The 19,406-nt window shown below is 45.3% G+C and carries 9 protein-coding genes; 7 read left to right on the forward strand and 2 right to left on the reverse strand.

The genetic code is table 11. The features are described 5' to 3' along the window. Positions 1–227 precede the first annotated feature (227 nt). From ACZ2XM_RS01750 to ACZ2XM_RS01760, 3 genes are all read left to right on the forward strand, one after another. Complete coding sequence (locus ACZ2XM_RS01750) at positions 228–7,646, forward strand: transferrin-binding protein-like solute binding protein (RefSeq protein WP_490587879.1); 7,419 nt, start codon at positions 228–230, stop codon at positions 7,644–7,646. A gap of 126 nt (positions 7,647–7,772) precedes the next feature. After that, positions 7,773–9,335, forward strand: coding sequence for a surface lipoprotein assembly modifier (locus tag ACZ2XM_RS01755; protein ID WP_490587878.1), 1,563 nt, complete (start codon positions 7,773–7,775; stop codon positions 9,333–9,335). Between the two features lie 199 nt (positions 9,336–9,534). Next, entirely contained in the window at positions 9,535–11,076 is a 1,542-nt protein-coding gene (locus ACZ2XM_RS01760; protein WP_490587877.1) for a surface lipoprotein assembly modifier, read from the forward strand. A 137-nt stretch (positions 11,077–11,213) separates the two neighbouring features. Here the strand turns inward: ACZ2XM_RS01760 and putP are convergent, their stop codons facing one another. Continuing rightward, positions 11,214–12,713, reverse strand: a complete 1,500-nt coding sequence (putP, locus tag ACZ2XM_RS01765; RefSeq protein ID WP_490587876.1) for a sodium/proline symporter PutP — start codon at positions 12,711–12,713, stop codon at positions 11,214–11,216. Between the two features lie 777 nt (positions 12,714–13,490). Continuing rightward, entirely contained in the window at positions 13,491–14,363 is an 873-nt protein-coding gene (locus ACZ2XM_RS01770; RefSeq protein WP_490587875.1) for a LysR family transcriptional regulator, read from the reverse strand. A gap of 905 nt (positions 14,364–15,268) precedes the next feature. Here ACZ2XM_RS01770 and leuC point away from each other — a divergent pair. From leuC to ACZ2XM_RS01790, 4 genes are all read left to right on the forward strand, one after another. After that, positions 15,269–16,687, forward strand: a complete 1,419-nt coding sequence (leuC, locus tag ACZ2XM_RS01775; protein ID WP_490587874.1) for a 3-isopropylmalate dehydratase large subunit — start codon at positions 15,269–15,271, stop codon at positions 16,685–16,687. A gap of 104 nt (positions 16,688–16,791) precedes the next feature. After that, on the forward strand, positions 16,792–17,430 hold the full coding sequence (locus tag ACZ2XM_RS01780; protein WP_490587873.1) for a glutathione S-transferase family protein: 639 nt from the start codon (positions 16,792–16,794) through the stop codon (positions 17,428–17,430). Between the two features lie 19 nt (positions 17,431–17,449). Continuing rightward, on the forward strand, positions 17,450–18,100 hold the full coding sequence (leuD, locus tag ACZ2XM_RS01785) for a 3-isopropylmalate dehydratase small subunit (protein WP_490587872.1): 651 nt from the start codon (positions 17,450–17,452) through the stop codon (positions 18,098–18,100). Positions 18,101–18,414: 314 nt separating this feature from the next. Further along, positions 18,415–19,128, forward strand: coding sequence for a hypothetical protein (locus tag ACZ2XM_RS01790; RefSeq protein WP_490587871.1), 714 nt, complete (start codon positions 18,415–18,417; stop codon positions 19,126–19,128). Positions 19,129–19,406 lie beyond the last annotated feature (278 nt).

The following is a 19,406-nucleotide window of genomic DNA, read 5'->3' on the forward strand; positions in this document are numbered from 1 at the left end:
TGTATTTGTATCATTATAGTTAAAAGAACAAAAAACCGTTATTATCACTTCTTCACCTAACATATAGTTACAATTGAGATAGGTATATAGCACATGGTATGAGAACTTTTGTTTAATAATTTAATTGACTTCAAGAAGTTATTTTGGTTATCTATCTCAGCTGTATGATTATTGTATTCAATAATAATCACAGGGACGTCTAATCATTTATTCATGGAGGAATAAGAATGCCATCTATCCGTCATTCAAATATCACTACTCGTTCGCTTAAATCCCCTAATACCCCTTTAAAAGCCAGTGTCGTAATCTTGACAGCTGTGATTCTTGCTGCGTGTGGTTCGAGTGGTGGTAGTTCTGTTACCCCTAAGCCAATTCCTATGCCACCAGGTAGTGGAACAGGAACAGGTGGCGGTAGTACCGATAATGGAACGGGAAATAACGGTGGTGGCACCGATAATGGTACAGGAAATGGCGGTGCGGGAACTGGTGGCAATGGTTCAGGTACCGTTACTGGGCCGGATACAACAGAAGCTGAGAAACAAGAAGTAGAAGCGCTTAAAGCCGAAGCTGCTGCAGCCAAAGCTGCTGCCGAAGCTGCTAAAGCAGAAGTAGATGCACAGATACTAGCCAATAGTCAGACAGCATCTACGGCGCAGATTGAAGCTGCCAGAAAAGCGGCTGCAGAGGCTAAAGCCCGTGCAGATGCTGCCGAAGCTGCTGCGAAAGACGCCAGAGCTAAAGCGGAAGCTGAAATTAATAAAGTTGTCGCTGACTCTGAAGCTCGTGCAAAAGCTGCCGAAGAAGCCACTAAAGCTGCCCAAGCTGCTAAAACTAAAGCAGAAGCTGCTGCTGCCGCTGCAGAAAAAGCAAAAGCTGAAGCTATTAAGGCGAAAGAAGCTGCTGAGAAAGCTTTAACTGAGGCCGAAAATAATGGTGGCAGCGCTGGTAGTAGCTCAGAAGCGCTGCAGAAAGAAGCTGAACGTAAAGCTAAATTAGCTAAAGAGGCTGCAGATACCGCGACTGCTCAAGCAAACGCTGCTACCAAAGCGGCAGCAGCAGCAGCAGCCAAGGAAAGTGCCGCTGCCGCCGCTACTAAAGCCGCTACCGATGCTGCCAACGCTGCTAAAATTAAGAATGCTCCTGAAGCTACTAAGACCGGCGTACAGTCCCTTAACGTGAATGGCGGTGCTCTCGGTGTATTTAGTACAACCACTCGTGATTTCGCAGTTAGCAAAGATGGCTCTTTAGTTGAAGCTCGTGCTGATATCGCTTCGCAAGATCCAAAAAAACCGGGTACACCAGGTCTCTTGCCAAAAGTCTCAGTGGTCACATCAACTGCTAATGATACTGACTTAAAAGATGGCTTTAAAGAATATAAAGGCAATGCTGAGATTGTGGTAGCAGCACTTGGTCAAACCCTACCGTTAGACTATGTCTCAACTTATAAAGACTTTGGCGATGACATGCGCATTGGCCACATTGATGGTGGTGCTGAAGTCGCAATTTTAAGCCAAACGCTACCGGTAAATGGTGTGGCGGTAATGGGTAATGCGACTCAAGCGGCTAACGTACCCACAGATGGCACTGCTAAGTACTCAGGTGATGCCACTTATCGCAAGTTGGGTTTAGGCAATGACATTGAGTTTGGTAAGTCAGTATTTACTACCGACTTTGTGAATAAAAAAGTAGCTGGTGATTTGACCTTTGCCAAGGCAGGCAATATTGGCATATCAGCAACTATTGCAGGCAATAAGTTCGCAGGCAGCAAAGATGGTTACAATACCGAAGGCGGATTTTACGGTGGGGATGCCCAATACCTCGGTGGTGTCTATGAAGGTAAAGATGCTCAGGGTACTTATGGTGCAACTAACGATGCTAAGAAACAAGCTTTAGAGGCGGTCCAAAGCACACAAGCAGCTGCACAAGCCGCTACCAAAGCCTTAGAAGCGGCGAAAGCACAAGCTGCCGCAGCACAAGCGGAGGCAGCAAAGGCTCAGGCTGATGCGGCGAAAGCTAAAGCAGATGCAGACAAAGCTCAGGCCGCTGCAGATAATGCAGGAAATGGATCAGGCGCAGGTGCCTTACAAGACGCCTTAGACAGAGCGGCGGCGGCTGAAGCTGCGCAAGCCGCTGCAGAGAAAGCTGCTAAAGTTGCAGTAGACGCTGCTAGAGCCGAAGCTGCCGCTGCAAAGGATGCTGCCACTGCCGCTAAAGCAGAAGCCAATGCTAAAATAGCTGCCGCCCAGAATGCATCTACTAGCCAAGTTGCTGCAGCTAACAAAGCAGCTACAGAGGCTAAAGCCCGTGCAGATGCTGCCGAAGCTGCTGCTAAGAGTGCTGATGCTCGCGTCAAAGCTGCCGAAGCTGAAGTTAAGGCGGCTCTAGAAGCCAAAACTAGTGCTGAAGCACAGGCCAAGGCAGCAGAGGCTGCTACCAAAAATGCACAGGCTGCAACTAATACTGCTCAAGCAGCTAAGGCTAAAGCAGAGGCTGCAACCGCAGCAGCAGAAAAGGCTAAAGCTGAGGCTATCAAAGCTAAACAAGATGCAGAAAAAGCTTTAGAGGAGGCGCTGAGCTCAGGCGGTGGCTCAGAAGCACTGCAGAAAGAAGCTGAACGTAAAGCTAAATTAGCTAAAGAAGCGGCTGCCGCCGCCAGTGCTCAAGAAGCTGCGGCCACCAAAGCACAAGCCGCCGCCACCGCTAAAGAGAGTGCCGCCGCTGCTGCCGCTAAAGCCGCTACCGATGCTGCCAATGCTGCTAAAATTAAAAATGCTCCTGAAGCTACTAAGACCGGCGTACAGTCTCTTAACGTGAATGGCGGTGCGCTTGGAGTATTTAGTACAACCACTCGTGATTTCGCAGTTAGCAAAGATGGCTCTTTAGTTGAAGCTCGTGCTGATATCGCTTCGCAAGATCCAAAAAATCCAGGTAAACCAGGTCTCTTGCCAAAAGTCTCAATGGTCACATCAACTGCTAATGATACTGACTTAAAAGATGGCTTTAAGGAATATAAAGGCAATGCTGAGATTGTGGTTGCTGCACTTGGTCAAACCTTACCGCTAGACTATGTCTCAACTTATAAAGATTTTGGCGATGACATGCGCATTGGCCACATTGATGGTGGTGCTGAAGTCGCAGTTTTAAGTCAAACACTACCAGTAAATGGTGTGGCGGTAATGGGTAATGCCACTCAAGCGGCTAACATACCTACAGATGGTACGGCTAAGTACTCAGGTGATGCCACCTATCGTAAGTTGGGTTTAGGCAATGACATTGAGTTTGGTAAGTCTGTATTCACTACTGATTTTGTGGCAAAGAAAGTAGCTGGTGATTTGACCTTTGCCAAGGCAGGCAACATTGGCATATCAGCGACTATTGCAGGCAATAAGTTTGCAGGCAGCAAAGATGGCTACAATACTGAAGGCGGGTTTTACGGTGGGGATGCTCAGTACTTAGGTGGTGTCTATGAAGGTAAAGATGCTCAGGGTAGTTATGGTGCCACTAGTGATAAACAGACTAAAGCTGAGCAAGACGTCAAATCTGCTCAAGCTGCTGCTCAAGCCGCTACGAAGGCATTAGAAGCGGCTAAATCACAAGCGGCAACAGCACAAGCGGCGGCAACAAAGGCTCAGGCTGATGCGGCGAAAGCTAAAGTGGATTCAGAAAAAGCTCAAGCTGCTGCAGAAAATTCAGGAAATGGAGCTGACGCTTTACAAGACGCTCTAAACAGAGCGGCTGCTGCTGAAGCTGCGCAAGCCGCTGCAGAGAAAGCTGCTGCAGAAGCTGTATCTGCTGCCAAGGCAGAAGCTGCCGCTGCAAAGGATGCTGCCACTGCCGCTAAAGCAGAAGCTGCTGCTAAAGTAACTGCAGCAGAAAAACTTGCAAGCCAAGGTAACGCCGCCGCCGCTGCCGCTACTAAGGCGGCAAATGAGGCCAAAGCTCGCGCTGCTGCTGCCGAAGCTGCTGCTACGGATGCAGAAACTCGTGCTAACACCGCTGTTGCTGATGCTAAGAAAGCAGCGGAGAAGGCTACCACTGAGGCTAAAGCTCGTGCTGAAGCAGAAGCTCGTGCTACTGCAGCAGAAAAAGCGACCCAAACTGCTCAAGCGGCTAAGACTAAGGCAGAAGCTGCCGCCGCCGCCGCAGAGGAAGCTAAGGCTGAAGCTATTCAAGCTAAAGAAGACGCTGAACAGGCTTTAGCAGATGCGCTTAGCTCAGGTGGCAGCTCTGAAGCTCTGCAAAAAGAAGCTGATCGTAAAGCTAAATTAGCTGAAGCTGCTACCGCTGCCGCTAAAGCTGCCGCTACTGCTCAAACTCAAGCTGCTGCCGATGCGGCCGCAAAAGCTACTGCTGCTGAGGCTGCTAAAAAAGCAGTTACTCAAGCTGAAGCTGCTGCGAAGATTAAAAATGCTCCTGAAGCTACTAAGACCGGTGTACAGTCAATCAATATCGATGCTGCAGACTTAGGTGTATTCAACACGACTACCCGTGACTTTAGCGTTAATGCAGATGGTTCTGTCGTTGAGGCTCGAGCTGATATTGCCTCGCAATTAGATCCAGCAGCGCCAGGCTTACTACCAAAAGTTCCTGTGACCATATCTGGAGCTAACGATGCTACCCTACAAAATGGCTTTAAAGAGCATGCGGGTAATGCAGAGATTTTTGTTGAAGCCCTTCAGCAAGCCTTGCCGCTAGATTATGTTTCAACCTATAAAGATTTCGGTGATGACATGCGTATTGCTCACATCGATGGTGGGGCTGATGTAGCGCTATTGGGGACAACATTCCCTGTAAACGGTGTGGCTGTGCTAGGTAATGCAACCCAAACCGCTAATGTGCCAAAAGAAGGCTCACTAAAATATACTGGGGATGCGACTTATCGCGAGCTAGGTTTAGACAATGATATCGAATTTGGTAAATCGGTCTTTACCGCTGATTTTGTTGGTAAAAAAGTTGCCGGTGATTTAACTTTTGCGAAAGCAGGTAACATTGGTTTATCAGCTAACATTGCGGGCAATAAGTTCTCAGGGACTAAGGGTGACTATAATACTGAAGGGGGCTTCTATGGCGGTGATGCCCAGTACATAGGTGGTGTCTACACTAGTGATAAAGCTCAAGGTACTTTTGGCGCTACAAGCGATAAACAAACCAAAGCGGAACAAGCTGTCAAAACTGCTCAAACACAGTCTCAAGCAGCTACTAAAGCTTTAGAAGCGGCGCAAACGCAAGCTACGGCTACCCAAGCTACTTTAGAAAAAGCGCAGGCTGATGCTATAAAAGCGCAACAGGCTGCCGTTAAAGCTCAAGAGGCAGCCGATAATGGCGGTGGTGGTGAGGATGCCTTGCAAGCTGCTCTAGATAGAGCTGCTGATGCAGAAGCGGCTGCCATTAAAGCAGAAGCCGACGCTACTAAAGCAGTTGCCGCTGCAGAAGCGGCAGCTGCAAAAGCCTCTGCTGCTGCCCAAGCAGAAGTTAAAGCCGCACAAGCAGCCACTGTCAAAGCTCAAACAGAAGCCGCAGCAGCAAAAGCCGCTGCTGAAACCGCAAAAACAGAAGCGGCTGCCAAGGTTGCAGCAGCACAGAAAGCCGCTGAAGAAGACGTTGGTACTGCTAGAGCAGAAGCAGAAGCTGCAGAACAGAAAGCTACTGCAGCAGAAAAGAAAGCCGCTGCAGCAGAGTTAAAGGCTAAGGCTGCTGAAAAGACCATAGCAGAAGCAGAAACTAAGGCTGTAGAAGCCGAAGCAAAAGCAAAAGCTGCAAAAGACGCTTTAGCAGCAGCTCTGAAAGTTCCACCACTTCCCGTCAATCCAGAAGTTTCTGCAAGCAAAACTGTCTCAGGTTTCCAGAACACTATTGCAGATAGTGATAACAGTAGCATTAGCAAAAACACCTCAGCCAGCTATAACCGCCTGACTGTCCTTGCTAATGATACGGGGTCACGTGACTTTAAAGACACTCTTGACCTTCAAATCACTAACTCCTCTGATGTAAATTTTGGTAGCGGCTTTAAAAAGAGTGACCTGTATAAGATTGGAGGTTTCGGTGAGAACAAACTAAATTACACATCAGTATATAAAAACTTTGATGGTGATATGCAAATCGGTCATGTGTATGGTGATTTGAAAGCCCCAGCTAACCTAATTCGCAAATCTAAGATTTCTAATGTATATGTACAAGGGAAGGCCACTGACCTTAAAGATATGCAGTATAGAAAAGACGTGGCTCAATATAGCGTTGATAATCGGGTTAATGATGGCAAAGTTGATTACCAAGGTGTTGCTACTTATATAGGTAACGGTACCGATGACATTATCGGTGCAGATCCAATTTTAGGTACGTCTAAGTTTAAAGTTGATTTTGTAGATCAGCAGGTAGATGGCACGCTGTCTTTCGGTTCTATACCCAATAAAAAGCTCAAGGCGGAAATCAGTGGGAATACCTTTAAAGGTAATTGGAATGGTGTTGATACGCAAGGTGGTTTCTATGGAGAAGATGCTGGCTTATTAGGTGGCGTATATCAGGATGGAAATGGTAAGGGGACATATGGAGCGAATAAAGTAACGCCAGATCCAGTAGTTCCAGTTGACCCAGTTGACCCAGTTGACCCAGTTGACCCTGAACCAGTCGATCCAACAATACCTCCTGTTAATCCAACTGCAGCAGTTGATACTAATGTTTCAGGTGTCATGAGCAATACTCTAAGCAGCAAAGATAAAGTAGTATTCGGTCAGCAGGCTACCGTAGATCGTATTGGTTATCGTCAGTTCGTCAATGATAAGCAAACGGTTACTGGTATGGATGGTAAAGATAGTAATGGTGGTATTCCAATCGTTGAGGAAGATGAAGATGAAGATAACTTTGTTGACTATAAAGTATATAAGCCACGTGTAGATATTACTTCGCCTGATCAATTTGTTAAAGCTAATCGCGATAATATTACTACCGTACGCGGTAATGACGTCGATGCGGGTAATGGCTTTAAAAAGTCTGCTGGTAAAAACGCCGCCAACTTTAAAAATGTACAGACTGGAGTATCCCTATCCCCTACAGCTGATCTCGTTTTGAACTATGACTCTGTTTATAAAAACTTCAATTCACAGATGCAGATTGGTCATGTCTATGGTGATTTAGACAAACCATCAGGAACAGGTAGTGGTATCTCCTCACGCTATTCTAACGTTTATGCGATTGGTAATAGTACCGCACAAGCTGATATGGACTATATGGCAGCCTTAGCTAAATTTAATAAGGCTAATAATATTGATGATGGTATCTTTAAGTATTCTGGAGTCGCTACTTATATCGATCAGCTGCATTTGGCTGAGGTTGCTAATCCGACCACATCAACTCCGAGAAATGCACCTATCTTAAACGGTACTTCTGCATTTGATGTCGACTTTGTTGGTGGGAAAGTAGGTGGTAAGTTAAACTTTACCGGCAAGCCACAGATCGATATAGCTGCAGATATTACCGGCAATACTTTCGCAGGTACGGCTAAAGGCATCGAGACTGCCGGTGGCTTCTTTGGTGAAGATGCTAAATTCTTAGGGGGTATCTATCAAGATAACCCAGGTAATGGCGGAGCAGGTGGCAAGGCTGGCACCGGTACTAAATTCCAAGGTACCTTTGGCGCAGAAAAGCAATAAGATAACTTGACTATTTAGCATAAGAAAAAAGCGTCCTAGGGCGCTTTTTTTCTCGCTAAAGTACTTGAAAACGCTTAGGATAATTGAGTCAATCAAGTGTAATTAGAGAATTCGGTAAGGATACCTATGAAAGATCAGTTTATATTTAAGCCATTGACGGCCTCCCTATTATTCATTATGTCAGTCATTTCGGTATCAGCAGTTGCAGCACCTGATACTGATACAGCACCTGACCCAATCGTGCCTGATAATGACCAAGCTAGCGAACTGCTCAAACGTGAGAACCAAACCCTGTTATTGGGTAATACGGTCCCTTCTACTAAAGTGACTGATGCGGAAGCGCAGCAAGCCATTCAGAGTCGCCAACAAGCAAATGCAGCGTTGTCCTATGACTTAGAAGCATTAAAAGCAGATCCTGTACTATTTACTAAGTTTTTGAATGGCGCATTGGCCGCGCAGGATATGGTGACAGTCAAGCAGCTGCTGCCACATTACAAAGCGCTAGCAGTGAATGATCCGATGCTGATTAATTTTGCGGATGCTTTGGTTTATCGTAGTGAGGCCAAGAATAAGCAAGCTATTGCTATCTATCGTGACATGTTAGCAGCAGATCCCGACTTTCATCCTGTGCGTCTCAATATGGCCATGGCCATGCAAGCAGACAGACAATATGCTGCCGCAAAAGAGCAATTGCAAAAGCTGCAAGCAGCTGACTTGCCAGCCCCAGTTATGGCTAAAGTACAAAGTTCCTTAGCGCAAATTAATAGCATGGAAGAGTGGCGTTTTGATGCTTCAGCCAGCTATGTGCGAGATGACAACCTTAATGACGCCCCCTCAAAAACTATCCAATCACAGCTGGGTAAATCAGTCGAGCAAGAGTCAGGCAATGGCATACAAGTCTCTGCGAGTGCTAATAAACGCTATAACTTACCCGATAATTTTTATGCCACTTTAGGGGGCAATGCCTCGCTAAAAGGGTATTGGGACACGAGCGATTATAATGATTATCTATTTACGGCCTCAGCTGGCGTGGGCTATGATGATGCCAAGAATGATGTCTCAGTGACCCCATTTGTGACCAAGCGAATCTATGATGAAGACCCTTATAGCCTGCGCAAGGGGGTCACCGTTAGCGGCTCACGCTGGGTAAAGCCGCAGCTTAAGCTATCGGCTACGTGTATCGTATCCAAAGAGACGTTCGATGATGATAACGATGCTAACCGTGAGACGGATGGGCAGTTTTTAGGTCTAAATGCTTTATATCTCAAGGATGCTAAAGAGTACTTTTATGGCGGTCTTGGCACCTATCGTAATGACGTGCCTAAGTCGAGCATCATTAGTTATGACCGTAACTCCTTAAACGTGGGTTGGGGTCGCGAGTGGAAAAAAGGACTGTCTACCTTAGCTACAGCAGGCTATGCTATTAAAGACTATGATGATCCTGCCGATGCTTATGAGCCTGGCACAGGGGGCTATTTAGGGTACTACAATGCAGTAGGGGGCGAGCCTGGTAGCAAACGAGAAGATAAGACGACTTCGTTAGGCTTACAAATCTGGAAACGTGACTTAAGTTTATACGGTCTCACCCCACGCTTAGTCTTTGAATACGATAAGACTTCGAGTAACTTTGGCTACTATGATGACCGTACTGAAAAGCTAGCAACTATTATTTTGACGAAGAGCTTTTAAGCCCAGTCCGTAGCAGAAAGTTGGTCGTTTTACGCGCTTATAATTTAGCAGTTACAAACCTCGTCCAATGTGGCGAGGTTTTTTATTTTATTAATCGAACAAGTTTATAAAACCAACAAGCAACTTTTTCTCGCAAAATATTTTACAAGCGTTTAGGATTAAGCCGTGATGAATGGGTCATTACCATAAAGTAGGTAGAATGATGATAGCAACAAAAGCCGGTAAGCTGCCTTTAACAATGGCCATGAGTTTTGGTTTAGTAGCGGTCACTATAGCTGGAAAGGCAGCTGCTGATGAAACTGTTGTTATAGATGGCTCATTAGCGACCAGTAGTGCAGTCACTGTGCCCGCTACTAAAGTAGCTTTAGTAAACAAGCTTAAGCCCACGGATAAAGAAACCACGGCAAGCCTTAGCGAAAAATACGATATCGAGCAGTTGCAAGCCGACCCGCTATTGTTTGATAAGACTTTGCATCAAGCCATCAGCGCTAAAGATTGGCAGAGTGTGGTGCAGTTATTGCCTTATTATCGTGCCCTGGCCTCAAGTGATCCCACGCTGATTAAGTTTGCTCAAGCGTCAATAGAGCAAAGCCAGAATAAATTTAAGCCAATTATTAGCCTTTATCAAGCCCAACTGCTCGATAAGCCTGAGGACTATAAGGTTAGATTAAGCTTAGCGCTGGCCTTACAAGCCGATAAGCAATTTACTGAGGCGAAAGCACAGTTATTGCTCTTACAAGGCGTGGCAGTGCCAGAAGCTATCAGCACAAAAGCTGAGCGGGCACTGGCTAGTATTAATAAAATAGAAGCTTGGCGGTTTAATGTCAGCACGAATCTAGTCATTGACCCCAATATTAATGATGCACCGCCAAAATATATTCAAGATCGTTATGGCAAGGTCATAGAGCAAGAGGTGGGGAGTGATGTCTCGGTATCCGCTAGTGCTAATAAACGCATTAACCTGCCTAAGCGCTACTACGCCACAGTCGGTAGCAATGTATTTTTAGACGGCTTTTGGAAAGACGGTGATGAGATTAATTATTTGCTTACCGGCTCGGTAGGGATAGGCTATAACGACCCAAAAAATGAGTGGGCGCTTACGCCTTCCATCACGAAAAGAATTTATGATGATACCTCTTATAGTCAACGCCAAGCGTTAAATCTACGCGGGTCCAGATGGTTGGGTAAAAAGTTAAGAATGAATGCGACTACCACGTGGTCGACAGAAAACTTTGATAGAGATTTGATCGATAGGCGTAAAACAGACAGTCGTTATCTTGGGGTTAGTGGCTTGTATGTACAGGATGCGCAAGAGTCTCTGGTGGCGACTATAGGCCATCAAGAGACTGAGCTACCCAACTCAGTGAGCAGTAGCTCTGAGTACAATACGCTCAGTATTGGCTGGAATAAGCAGTGGGAGAATAATTTCGCAACGGCTGTAACCGTTAGCTATATGGTGAAAGACTATGCAGATCCTGCACTAAGATATGGCGATGGCAGATTAACAGAGGCGCAGGCAGCGGCATTAGCACGTTACTATAATAGTGTCGGTGGCGAGTTTGGGGCGTTAAGACAAGACCGCACTAGCGGCTTAGCATTGCAAGTTTGGAAGCGTGACTTTACCTTTTATGGTGTCACACCGAGGCTTAATCTAAAATACAATAAAACGGTCAGTAATTTTGATTATTATGATGATCGCAAAGATAAAGCAGCGGTAATTCAACTGTCGAAAAATTTTTAGCGCTATAGGCAGTGCCCTCAAGATTTGCTACAAAGTCATCGGAATCAGTTGGCAATAAAAAAACCTCGCTAAAGATTAGCGAGGTTTTTATTTAACTAAGTTTGCTATACCACAGCGTATAGCGGGTTGGAAGGAGCTTATTTTAGGTTAAGTTCCATCTCTTCAAACTTAGCCACTACAGAAGGCTTCGGACCACCGGTGGCAATACTAACCACAACGATAGCGATAGTGCTTAATACAAAACCAGGAACGATAGCGAATAACCAATCGCCTAGAGGCACGCCGTCCGCTGTAGTAAAGCCACCGTAAATCCATGCGATGACCGTCAAGGCACCAATTACCATACCGGCAACTGCACCGTTACGGTTCATACCTTTCCACATTAAGCTGATAATGACCAGTGGACCAAAGGCGGCGCCAAAGCCTGCCCAAGCGTTAGACACTAAGCTTAGTACTGAGCTGTCTGGGTTTGAGGCTAAGAAAATAGAGACTATGGCTACTAATACCACTGAGATACGACCGACCAATACCTGACGAGCTTCTGGCGCGTCTCTGTCGAAAAATAGTTTATAAACATCTTTCGTTAACGAGCTAGAAACCACCAACAGCTGCGATGAAATCGTACTCATAATAGCGGCTAAGATAGCTGCTAATAAGAAACCTGAAACTAGCGGGTGGAATAAGAACTGAGTGAATACTAAGAAAATAGTCTCAGGATCGTCTAAAGTCATGGCTGTTTTTTGCACATAAGCACGGCCTGCGAAACCGGTCATCAAAGCACCGATCAAGCTGATAATCATCCAGACCATACCGATGTTACGCGCTGTTGGCACATCTTTTACTGAGCGAATCGCCATAAAACGCACGATGATATGCGGCTGACCAAAATAGCCTAAGCCCCATGCTAGTAAAGAGATAATACCAAGAGTCGTCATGCCACTAGTGATATTAAGCAGTTGTGGGTCAATATTACGGACCGCAGTCGTAGTAGCATCAATGCCACCCAAATCGGTAAAGGCTACAATTGGCACGATAACCATCGCAAACAGCATGATGACACCCTGCACGAAATCCGTCATCGACACAGCTAAGAAACCACCGAATAGGGTATAAGCTACAACTACCCCTGCGGTAACCCAAAGGCCGGTACCATAAGACAGATTTAACGAGCTTTCAAATAATTTACCGCCACCGACGAGACTGGCCGCCGTATAAACCGTAAAGAATAAGATAATTACGATAGCTGAGATGACGCGCAGCATATGCGATTTATCTTCAAAGCGGTTTGCAAAGTAATCGGGGAGGGTAATGGCATTGTCCGCCACTTCGGTATAGACCCGCAAGCGCGGTGCCACAATGATATAGTTTAAGAAAGCACCTGCGGTCAGGCCTAAGGCAATCCAGATACTAACGACACCATCGGCATACATGTAGCCAGGTAGACCGAGGAGCAACCACCCTGACATATCAGAGGCGCCTGCGGAGAGAGCGGTAACAGCGGGGCCAAGATTACGGCCACCCAACATATAACCTTCAGAGTCATTGGCTTGCTTAAAGTAAGCATAAATACCAATACCAATCATTACTAAAAAGTAAGCGCCTAACGAAACGAGGACGCCGGTTGAAATTCCATTCATAAAATATCCTTAATCTAAATTCTGGCGTTTAAATACAAAAAAAGCCATTATGGTCTAGGCGGCATAATGGCTTTATTAATAAACTCTAATAATCTATGACGACGGCTAAGGTAATAAATGACTGACGTTACTATCAGAAGTGTTACCAACATAGCTTTTACCCATAAAAATCACTATTAATGAGTCTGATCATTAATGAGATCAGCCATTAATAAGTCCCTCTAAAGCAAATCCTTTACTTTACTACCTGAAGTCGCTTTTTTAAGACTCTTATTTTTAACGTATTGGCTTTTTATAGTAGGTAATAAGATATTAGTAACGTCAATTATTTTGCAAAACCTTCGCATCGTTCAGGTGAGACCTATTAAATTAAATAGGCACCAAACAATCACTGGAAACAAGACAGCGACTAGACAATAAGAGCACCAATAAAGTGCCATTGAGTTTCATCTATATTTGCCTAAACTTTAGTTACGGGTGCTCTCTAATAAATTATGCTGATGACCAACTTGGCTATGAAAAATACCAGCAAGATAACAGCCCTATAACTAAACAAACTGTCACGTATTATAACGCATGGTTAATGTGATTGCTAATTAGCTTTGTTTTTCTAGAAAAATCAATAAGTTTTATAAAGGTAGCTTAAATTCATACGCCACATCAATACTGGCAATGCTCAGTATTAGGGCAGCGTATAAGAGGGTTGTCGGGCTCGACTTGAAAAACCTAAAGAGGCTGATTAAAAAAACCTAAAGCTACTGTAGCTAGCCGCTGCCACTAATCTATGGGGGTCAGCATCTCTAATAGAGCGTCGACACTGGCTGAACGCGTCAAGCTAGGGTTAATCACCACCCCTAAATAACGCTGCAACTCTATATTATCGGCCATATCGATTTGGGCCAACTCTTGATTCACCAAAGTTTGCGGCAATACTGACCAGCCCAGACCTACTGAGACCAGCATCCGAATCGACTCTAATGGATTGGTGCTCATAGTGGCATAAGGCTTGAGATTATTCTTAGCAAATTCTGCCAAAGTAATTTGACTGGTGAAAGTATTGGCAGACGGTAGAATCGCTGGATAATGCGCCAGTTGCTCTAGCGTGACGTTATTCTTTTTAGCCAACGGCGATAAGGTGCCAGTCATGAAATATAACGGATCTGACCAGAGGGTGTGATAGGTTAAGCGCTTATCATAGACCGGTGGTAGCGTTAGAAAGGCCAAAGATACATCGCCATCGAGCACCGCTTTATGCGCCTCTTCTGAATCGACGAAATGCACCTCTAACTGTACAGCTGGATAGGTCTGGATAAAGTTTTTCAAGACCGGCGGCAAATGATGTAGCCCAATATGATGGCTAGTGCCTATGACCAATTTGCCAGAAACCGTTTGCTGCGAGTTTTGTAGATTAATCTTAAAGTTTTCGTAGTCATCCAGCCATTTTTTGGCATGGGGCAGCATTTCATTGGCGGCTTGGGTGGCGACAATACCGCGGCCAACCGTATCAAACAAGGTAATCTTAAACTCTTCTTCAAGATTTTTAATGCGCTTACTGACGGCAGGCTGCGTAATAAAAAGTTTTTCGGCGGCACCTGATATGCTGCCGGTCTGCATGACGGTTACAAACGTGGTCAAATTCGTCGTATTCACATCTTAATCCTTGTAGTGGCCATTTAAAAATAGGATGGCTGGTTAAAAAAAGATAGGGCAATAATTGTTTTGAGTGGGTCGGTCGATATAGCTTAAAAATAAGGGATAGCCATTATTTTTAAGGTGCGTAATAAGATTTTTAAGGTGCGTAATGAGGGCAGTTAGCGGCCACTGATTTTTAAGCCATCAGGCTGCTGCGCAGAGCTAGCCATGGGGCATTCTCGCGTTTGGCTAAAGCAGGCAATATGGTATAGTCACAGGGTTAAATTCACCTTACTAATGTCGTCAAAAGTCAGCACTGTGCTAAGATAGATTTGCACCATATTGGAGCATTTTTTAACTAAGCAGTCTCTGGACTAATAGGAAAGTTATAGTGCTTAAAATTTGCTTAACTCGTTACGGTGATTGATTTTCTGGATGCCATAACCGTTAGTTGAATAGTATATTCGCTATAAGACAGAATTAAAAGTTTTTAAACTAATAAAAATCATCAATTATTCTTATAGAAATTTAACAGGTATAATCAGGGTTATAGAGACGGTTAGCAGACTCGCTATTGATGGGTTTTATGACTGCAGCATGACAGGCGACTACAGGCCTAATATTAACGCATTATAAACGCAGGTCTGAGTACGAAATCCTTGATTAGATAGCTTTTTATTATCGTCTAGCTAGCACTGAAGACTCTCATCAAGTAATACTACTCATCAAGTAATACTAGTAGTCACTCTTAAAATATCGTTCCTATTGCTGTATAAGCTTTTTAAATTATTTATATTTTATTTTTAGTCTCGCCACTGTTTATGGTGATGCGGCTGCGTTGAGCTATTTTTTAAACTTATTGTTTAGTAAGCTCAGCAGTCGGTCAGTATAGACATAGCCACTTGTAATTAAAGGACATAACTATGGCCGGTCAAACTTTATATGACAAACTTTGGCAAGCTCACGTCGTCAGCCAACGCGATGATGGCTCTTGTTTAATTTATATCGATCGTCATTTGCTCCATGAAGTGACAAGTCCACAAGCTTTTGAAGGTCTGTCATTAGCGGGGCGTCAGCCTTGGCGCTTGTCGGCCAATATCGCCACGCCTGATCATAACGTACCTACCGTCAGAAAAGAGCGTTTAGAAGGGGTGGCGGGTATTCAGGATCAGGTATCGCGCCTGCAGGTTTTAACTTTAGATGAAAACTGCGCAAAGTTTGATATCGCAGAATTTACGATTAATGATGCGCGTCAAGGTATCGTCCATGTCGTTGGTCCCGAGCAGGGCTTAGTTCTACCGGGTATGACCGTAGTGTGTGGCGATTCACATACCGCGACTCACGGTGCTCTCGGGTGTTTAGCGCACGGTATCGGTACCTCAGAAGTGGAGCATGTGCTCGCAACCCAGTGTCTCGTACAGCAAAAAATGAAAAATATGCAAATTCGCGTGACCGGCCAATTGGGTGCTGGCGTGACCGCGAAAGATGTCGTCTTAGCGATTATTGCTAAGATTGGTACGGCAGGTGGTACGGCGCATGCGATTGAATTTGCAGGTCAAGTGTTTGAAGAGATGAGCATGGAAGGTCGTATGACCGTCTGTAATATGGCTATCGAAGCTGGCGCGCGCGTCGGCATGGTCGCTGTGGATGACATCACTATCGACTATGTGAAAGGCCGTCCTTATGCGCCAACCGGTGAGCAGTGGGAGCAAGCGGAAGCTTACTGGCGTACTTTGTACTCGGATGATGATGCGGTATTTGATACGGTCATCGAGATGGATGGTAGCCAAATCGCCCCGCAAGTCTCTTGGGGTACTTCTCCTGAGATGGTGGTAGAGGTCACGGAATCTGTCCCTACATTAGACCAAGCGCAAGATGAAACCCAACAAGAAGGCTGGGAGCGTGCGTATAAATACATGGGTCTTACCGCAGGCCAGCCGGTCACTGATATTCAGCTAGACCGTATCTTTATTGGCTCATGCACCAACTCGCGTATTGAAGACTTACGCTCAGCCGCCGCTGTCATTAAAGGGCGTAAAGTGGCGGATACCGTTAAAGAGGCCATCGTAGTAGCTGGATCCGGTCAAGTAAAACAACAGGCAGAAGCGGAAGGCCTAGATAAGCTGTTTACTGAAGCTGGTTTTGAATGGCGTGAGCCAGGCTGCTCAATGTGTCTCGCGATGAATGCTGATAAATTACAGCCGCAAGAACACTGTGCCTCGACCTCCAACCGTAACTTTGAAGGACGTCAAGGTAATGGCGGGCGCACGCATTTAGTGAGTCCTGCGATGGCCGCCGCTGCTGCGTTGGCGGGTCATTTCGTCGATGTGCGTAACTTTTAACCCCGATCATATTGCTCTCTCTGTTCATGTAGGCTTAAGCTTAAGGGGTAACACCAAAGGCTGGGTTTGAGATGGATGGCTAATTTTATACAAGGATGAATAAAATGCTGACACTTTATAAACTGCCTTTTCAGTCACGAGCTGAGCGGGTGTTATGGACCTTAGCAGAGCTCGGACTAGAGTATGAGGTCAAGATATTAAACCCGATGACCGGCGAATCTCGGACAGAGGAGTATTTGGCGCTCAACCCTTATGGCAAGGTGCCAACGCTAGTACATGATGACACCACGTTGACAGAGTCAGTAGCGATCATGGAGTATCTCAATGATTTGCATGCCGAGCGTCCGTTAACGCCAGATGCTAATGCCCCGAGCTACGCTATCGACAATTTCAATTTTCGTCAGGCGTTATCTTATGGTATGACGGAGATCGAAAGCTACTGTTGGTTACGCGCCCAGTCTACGTTACTAAATGGCTATTACAAATGGCCTGAGGGTACCGCTGAGCGCAGTCTAAAAAGTATTGAACGCGCTGTCCCGACGCTTTGGCAGTGGCTCGAGCAACGCGATTATGTGGCGGGCAGTAAATTCACCTTAGCCGATATTTATTATTATCAGCTGATTAGCTGGATGAGAATGTTGGGTTTGAGCGAGCTACCTGATCATGTACAAGGCTATTTAGATAAATTAGCAGCGCGGGAGAATTTCCCCGCAGCGATGAAACAAGCAGGACCGAAATTTTAATCGAATTTAAGGAAGACCTATGCAAGCTTATACCACGCAAACCGGCATTGTTTGCCCACTTGATCGCTCTAATGTAGACACCGATCAGATTATTCCTAAGCAGTTTTTGAAATCTATTCAACGCACAGGGTTTGGCGTCAATCTCTTTGATGAGTGGCGTTATTTAGACGAAGGCTATCCTGGACAAGACCACAGTGTGCGTCCTATTAACCCAGATTTTGTCTTAAACTTGCCACGCTATCAAGGCGCAAACATTCTGCTTACCCGCAAGAACTTTGGTTGTGGCTCTAGCCGTGAGCATGCGCCATGGGCCTTATCAGAGTATGGCTTCCGTACTGTGATTGCGCCAAGCTATGCCGATATTTTTTATAACAACTGCTTTAAAAATGGCATGCTACCGATTGTATTGTCCGAAGACATTATCGAGCAACTGTTTGCTGCAGTAGAAGCCAATGAGGGCTACGAGTTAACAGCTGATCTTGAGCGTCAGGTCGTCATTACGCCAGAAGGTACAGAATACGCTTTTGAGGTTGATGAGTTCCGCAAACATTGCTTACTCAATGGCTTGGACGATATCGGGCTGACCTTGCAGCAGAGCGATGCTATCAAAGCTTATGAAGCAAAGATGCAGCAGCAGACTCCTTGGATCTTTAATGATGTGCGTGCGTAACTGTTGTAGCTATAAATAGAAAGCCGGTAAGCGTATTTAGCGATTTATAGTTTGGGCATAACTCTGCTCATTTATATCTGTGAGTCGCTATGTGCTAGTTTTAAAAAGGATTGACTATATTTTCTAATAACAGAGGCTACCCAAGGCCAAGTTTGAATGATAGTCTTGAGCTAAGCTATAGTTTTGATTTAGATAGGAGAAGCCCCGTCATCCTTAACAGACGACATCCTATCTACTCATAGCGGGTGTACATTGAGTTATGCAGGATAACTATATAAAATGTATAAAAGTTTTTAATCGCGATGTGATATCTCATGAATAAATATATGGCTTGGCTTGCTCCTAAAACGACGGTACTGGCTGCGACAGTGGCTATGTTGGCCTTATCAGGTTGTCAAGTAATCAATGGCTATCAGACCCTGGATACTCCTGAGGCGCCGACCCCTTCAGCCGATAAGATTCACACCTTTCCCGGTGAGGTCACGGTAGCCTGTGAGGGCACTTATCATTGTGAGCTCACGCAAATCGATAAGAAACTATTGATTGATTCAGACTCTCATGCGCCTGCAAAAGGGGCAATAGTCACGCAACCCGATGAATTAAAACAAAGTAAAGGTGGCTTAAGTACGCCTAAGCTGGTGCCACTACTGAGCACGAAATTAGCAGGCTTAGTCAATTACTATGCTCGGGTTATGCCAGGCAAGCATGAGATACATACCAATTTCTATCCGGAAAATAACGATGAGTATGTAGAGCGCTTTGCGCTGATTCATGACTTCAAAGTGCCGGGTGATTATCGATTACGGGCCTATCGTACGGCCGATAATGAGAAAGCCGAGAGTTTATTAGACACGGCTTCACCGAATCCATTGTGCGTGGAGCTTTTGTACAATACCAAACCGATTCGTCGCTTTTGTAAGCTGCCTGTAGACTCGCGTCAGAATGAGTTTATCGAAGTGACAGGCATCTCTGCAGGTCCAGAGACCCAAGCTATATTGTCATCAGATGATGCGGTATTTGAAGATTAAATATTAGGGCGTGTCCTCAATTAACAACACTAGCGTGTAATGGACTAAAACTGGCTATATTTCCGTCACTCTGCGAAAATTTCTAGACAATATGCTCATATTCTCTGCAAAATTTCCATGGACTGACGAAAATCTATCTCACTTTTAGCCTCATGATTCAATTGAGGACACGCCCTAGTATAGACTCAAGATTTACCCGATTTAAGCAGGATAGCTGATATATCCTGCAACAGATTGTTTTAGCGTTATCCTTGCAGCGTTTTAATAACTCTGCATTT

The sequence above is a fragment of the Psychrobacter sp. CoH-33_TS_01 genome, assembly GCF_058189395.1.